This is a genomic window from Actinomadura sp. KC06, assembly GCF_004348735.1.
GTDB lineage: Bacteria > Actinomycetota > Actinomycetes > Streptosporangiales > Streptosporangiaceae > Spirillospora.
Genome location: NZ_SMKT01000301.1, coordinates 1 through 5,081, shown reverse-complemented (window position 1 = coordinate 5,081; position 5,081 = coordinate 1). Strand labels below are relative to the sequence as shown.

Sequence of the window (5,081 nt, the reverse complement as noted above, 5' to 3'; positions counted from 1 at the left end):
GGGCTAGGGGGTTGGTGCGGGTGCCGCCGCCGTTCGGGCATGCGGCGGCACGGGGGTCGAGGACGCGGGCCCGGCGACGCGCCGTGCGCTCGGTCTCGACGGTGTGCACGACCTTGACGACGTGCACTGTCTTGTTCTGAGCCGTCTCGTTCTGAGCCGTCTCGACCGAGGGGGCGGTCATGACGGTTCGCCTTCCTCGGCATGGGCGCCCGCCCGGGTGCGCAGCAGCCGGGCGGTACTGGTGAACCACTCGTAGTTCTCCTGCTCGAAGCGCAGGCCGCGCATGCAGGTCAGGTACGGGCCGACCGGGGAGCCGGTCCGCAGGAACGTCTCCTCGTCCAGGTCGCCGCGCAGGTGCTTCATGGTGTGCTCGAAGACCTCGATCTTGGCGGCGGACGCCACCGCCCGGTCTTCGAGCTGCGCGATGACGGCGGACGCGGAGATGTGGTCGACGGCCTGGACCATGGCGAGCAGGTTCTCGCGGATGATCCCTGGCTTGGCGGGGGTGGCCGCGAACCGTTCGAGCTCCTCGAGGCCGGCCTGCGTGACGGTGTACACGCGCTTGTTGGGACGGTCGTGCTGGATGACCTGCCGCCCGCTGATCAGACCTTCCGTCTCCAACCTCGACAGCTCCGAGTAGAGCTGCTGCGGTACGGCGTGCCAGAAGTTGGAGACCGACAAATCGAAGATCTTGGCCAGCTGGTAGCCGCTGTACTCGCCATCGAGCAGCGCCGCCAGCACCGCGTGACGTAGCGCCATCGGCCTTCTCTCCCCGCCTTGACTCAGGGTGAACCCGACGGTAGCAGACAACGACATGAATAGTCATGCTTTTGACTAGGATTGGTTAGGGCGATTTTTCCGGTCCGCTGAGAAGTTCCAGGTCACCTGCGAGGCCGGTGATCTGGCCGCGGAGGAGGGCGTCCCTGGTCTGGCGGCGCTGGGTCTTTCCGCTGGTCGTGCGGCGGACCGCGCCCCGTCCGGCCAGGACGACGCTCAGCGCGGGCAGCTCGAACGCGCGGGCGACGTTGGTCTTGATGAGGGAGGCCAGCTCGCCCAGCGGCGTCCCGGCGGCGACCCTGGTGCTGATCTCCTGGACGAGCACCACGTGTTCCTGGTCTGTGTCCTCGTCGAGGGTGAACGCCGCGCCGGTGAGCGCCGCCGGATGGGCGGCCCCGGCGGCCTCCTCGATGTCGTGGGCGTGGACGTTGCGTCCGTTGACGATGATGAGGTCCTTGATCCGTCCGGTGACGAACAGCTCGCCGTCGGCGATGAACCCGAGATCGCCCGTCCGGAGGTAGGGGCCTTCCCCGTCGGACGTGCGCGCGCCGAAGGTCTCGCGGCTGGCGGCCGGGTTCTCCCAATATCCCCGGGCGACGCTTCCGCCGCGGACCCAGATCTCCCCCACCTGCCCCTCCGGCTGCCGGGCGCGGGTGTCGGGATCGACGACGCCGACGTCCAGCGTGACGGGACGCCCGCAGCTCACCAGCCGCCGCGCACCGGTGCCTTCCGGGGCGGGGACGGCCTTGTCGAGGGTGAGGGCTTCGGCGTCGAAGTCGCGGACGACGGGACCGGCGCCGAGGGGCGCGGCGGTGACGAGCAGCGTCGTCTCGGCCATGCCGTAGCAGGGCATCCACATGCCGGGCCGGAACCCGACCGGCGCGAAACGCTCGGTCATCCGCTCCAGCGTCGCGGCCCGGACGGGTTCGGCGCCGTTCTTGACGACGCGCAGGGACGACAGGTCCAGGCCGTCCAGCTGGCGGTCGGTGACGCGGCGCAGCGCCAGCTCGTACCCGAAGTTCGGCGCGACGGTGATCGTGCCGCGGTACCGGGTGATCAGCTCCAGCCACAGCACGGGACGTTTGATGAACGTGATCGGCGAGGTGAACACGTACCGGCAGCCGAGGTAGAGCGGTTGCAGGACCTGACCGACCAGGCCCATGTCGTGGTAGTGCGGCACCCAGCCGACCCCGACGGTGTCGGGCGTCCCCGCGATGCGGCGTTCGATCTCCTCGCCGTTGCACAGCAGGTTGCCGTGGGTGATCATCACGCCTTTGGGTTCGCTGGTCGAGCCGGAGGTGTACTGGAGGAAGGCGAGCGTGTCCGGGCGGAATTCCGGCGGCGTCCAACCGGCGGGGTCGACGGGGTCGGCGTCGGCGGTCTGAGTGTCGAGGGCGTGGACGCGTCGCTCCAGGTCGGCGCCGTCCAGCCAGGTTTCGACGGCGGCGAGGTGGGCGGTGTCGGTGAGGATGAGCGCGATGTCGGCGTCCTCGATGATCCGGCGGGTGCGGCCGAACCGTCCGGCGTCCAGGTCGGGCAAGGGCGCGGGGACGGCGATGGCACGCGCGTACAGGCAGCCGAGGAACGCCGTCAGGAACTCCAGCCCCTCGGGATACAGCAGCAGGACGGCCCTGTCCTGCAGGCCGCGGGCCTGTAAGCGGCAGGCCAGCGCGCGGGCCTCGCGGTCGAGTTCGGCGAATCCGAGCACGTTCTCCTTGTACTTCCCGAGCCGTTCTTCGCTGATGAAGGTGAACGACCGGTCGTCGCCGTGCGCGTGGACGTTCTCCCGCACAAGCGACACGAAATCCTGATGCTGCTGCATCGCCGGTCACTCGTTCTCTGCGTCGGTCAGCAGTTCGGCCAACGACAGGAGTGAGAACCAGCGGGCGTCGTCGAAGTTGCGGAACATCGCGTCCTCCAGGGACGGGAGGAACTCCTCCGACAGGAGGGTGTCGGGCTGCGCGCGTTGCAGCAGGCGCTGCAGGCACAGGACGAGCCACTGCCCGTCGGCGAACGGTCCGCCGAACTGGTGGCGGTTGTGCAGCCAGGTGAGGACGCACGAGAACATCGCGTGCAGATCGCAGTACCGCTTGGCGCGCGCCAGCGCCGCCACCGACGACGTGTCGCCCTCGCTCGCCCTGATGCCCTGCTCCACCTTGGCGCGCATGCCGCCGATGCCCGACATCAGTTCCTTCAGTTCCGCGGCGACGCCGGGCGCGGCATGGGCGTTGGCCGCGGTCAGCAGTTCCTCCGACATCACCTCGAAGCGCTGGCCGATCTCGTCGCGGCCCTCGTTGGTGAGCTGGAGCAGGCGGCCGTCCGGAGTCCAGGCGGGCGGCGTGCGCGTCCAGGAGAACAGTTCGGCGAGCAGTTCGTCCTCGCCCCCGGTCTCCTCCGGCGGCTCGATCAGGAATGGGAGCTGGCCTGCGACGTTGGCGAGGTTCACGTGGGTGGTGCCCTCGAAGATGCTCGCGATCGCGTGGTCGCGCTGCAGCTTCTGGAACACGCCGTGCGCCACGCCCTCGCGCAGGTAGCCGCGCGCCGCCAGGACCGTCCCGATGCTGGCCACGACCTCCTCGCCCAGAACCGGGACGAAGTACTTCACGATCGACGACCACAGGCTCAGCCGTCCGGGCGCGACCGTCAGGCAGCGCGCCACCGGGATCGCGACGCACTCGGCGATCAGCAGGTCCAGATGCGCTTTGACCAGATGGTCGCGGATGACGGGGATCTGGTAGATGTCCGAGCCGTAGAGGGTGCGGCGCCGCGAGTACTCCATCCCGATGCGGACCACCGCGTCCATCGTCCCGACCGACAGCGCGGCGATCGCCGTCCGGGTGATCTGCAGCGTCTTCAGCGTCTGGACGAGCCCGGACCCGCGCCGCCCGATCACCCGGTCGGCCGGCACGCGCGCCCCCGAGAACGCGACGCCGCTCAGGTCGTGGCCGCGCAGCCCGACCGTCCGCACCGGCGGCAGCGTCGACCACGTGTCAGGGTCGAGCTCGTTCTTGTCGACCAGGATGAGCGAGAAGTCCCGCGCGCCGGTCTTGGCGTAGGTGGTCACGAACCGTCCGCGGGTGGCGTTGCCGACCGGCCATTTCGTCCCGGTCAGGACGAGGTCGTCGCCCTGGGGCTCGGCCTCCGACTCCGACGCCATCACATCGCTGCCGTGATCGGCCTCCGAGACGCCGAAGCAGGCCAGGTCGCCGTTCAGGACGCCGTCGGCGACCGTGCGGCGCTGCCGGTCGTCCCCCCACAGCCACACCGGGTTCACCGCCAGCAGCCCCGACCCGTACATCACCGCGACGGTCACGCTGCGGCGCGAGATGCCGCGCGTGACGAAGAACAGCTCCTCCAGCGTCGTCAGCCTCCCGCCGAGGCCGCTCGGCACCAGATACTTCGGGAAACCCCAGGCCCGGACGGTGTCGACCGCACCCGGCGGAAGCTCGTCGCGCTCCTCCGCCTCCACGATCGCCTTGTAGGAGAAGGGCCCGGCGGCGTCGTCCATCGGGTCACCGAGCCGCCGGTCCAGATCGGCCGCGATGCGATGCGCGGGCGACAGGCCGGGCTCACCGGGCTCAGATCCCGGGGGCGGCGGCTCAGCGCGTCCGGGCCGGAGCCGCGGGTGGCGCGGCGCCGGAACGGCACTCGCCAGATCAACCGGGTTCGCGGGGGGAACGGGGTTCGCGGGGATCTTGCTGTCCATTCTTCCTTCAACTTTCTAGAGGTGGGCCGGGCTCTAGTGCTGAACAGGGTCGGACGGGCCTCCCGATCCCTCCGCCGCCTCCATCCGCCGCCCGACCACGCGGGCGAGCGTCATCGCGGCGGGCAGGGGGCGGACCATGACGGTCAGTCCGGTGACGAGGCCGGTGTCACCGAACCTGAGCAGGTCGAGCCCCTGGACGGCCTTGCCCGCCACCCGGGCCGTGAAGATCAGCGCCACGGCCGGGGGGCCGCCGCTCGCGGCGAGGTCGCCGGACGGCCTGGGGGTCACCAGCTCGTCGGTGTACCGGAAGTCCTCGAAGACCTCCAGCAGGACGCCGAGCAGCGCGGTGACCGAGTCGCGGCCGAGGTAGGGCCGCACCATCACCGGGCTGTGGAACTCGATGCCGGGGTCGAGCGCGCTGGTGATCGCGGCGAGGTCCTTGGCCTCCACCGCCTTCCGGAACGTTCCGCGGGCCGTCACCTGAGCTGCTCCCTTCACCCGCCGTCGGACGGGTCAGTTCGTCGTCTGGGGCGGGACGCTGTCAGCGGGGGGCGTGCTGTCCGCGGAACCGGACACGGGATCGGAAGGCGGGGGGCCG

General features: G+C 70.4%; 5 protein-coding genes. All 5 read right to left on the bottom strand.

Annotated elements, in window-relative coordinates:
- Positions 1–181: hypothetical protein (locus E1287_RS41915; protein WP_131971483.1), on the bottom strand; the 181-nt coding region annotated here is incomplete at its 3' end.
- Entirely contained in the window at positions 178–759 is a 582-nt protein-coding gene (locus tag E1287_RS41910; protein ID WP_131971481.1) for a PadR family transcriptional regulator, read from the bottom strand. The genes E1287_RS41910 and E1287_RS41915, both read right to left, overlap by 4 nt.
- A gap of 85 nt (positions 760–844) precedes the next feature.
- Positions 845–2,599: a fatty acyl-AMP ligase gene (locus E1287_RS41905; protein ID WP_131971479.1), complete on the bottom strand. Its 1,755-nt coding sequence runs from the start codon at positions 2,597–2,599 to the stop codon at positions 845–847.
- A gap of 6 nt (positions 2,600–2,605) precedes the next feature.
- A complete protein-coding gene (locus tag E1287_RS41900) occupies positions 2,606–4,483 on the bottom strand; it encodes an acyl-CoA dehydrogenase (RefSeq protein WP_131971477.1) in 1,878 nt (625 codons plus the stop codon).
- Between the two features lie 33 nt (positions 4,484–4,516).
- The gene (locus E1287_RS41895) at positions 4,517–4,963 is read right to left on the bottom strand and encodes a nuclear transport factor 2 family protein (RefSeq protein WP_131971475.1); all 447 of its coding nucleotides are present in this window, start codon (positions 4,961–4,963) and stop codon (positions 4,517–4,519) included.
- Between the last annotated feature and the right edge of the window lie 118 nt (positions 4,964–5,081).

Excerpts from the sequence above, each read along its gene's own strand:
- E1287_RS41910 (WP_131971481.1), bottom strand. The coding sequence starts at position 759 with ATGGCGCTACGTCACGCGGTGCTGGCGGCGCTGCTCGATGGCGAGTAC.
- E1287_RS41905 (WP_131971479.1), bottom strand. The coding sequence starts at position 2,599 with ATGCAGCAGCATCAGGATTTCGTGTCGCTTGTGCGGGAGAACGTCCAC.
- E1287_RS41900 (WP_131971477.1), bottom strand. The coding sequence starts at position 4,483 with ATGGACAGCAAGATCCCCGCGAACCCCGTTCCCCCCGCGAACCCGGTT.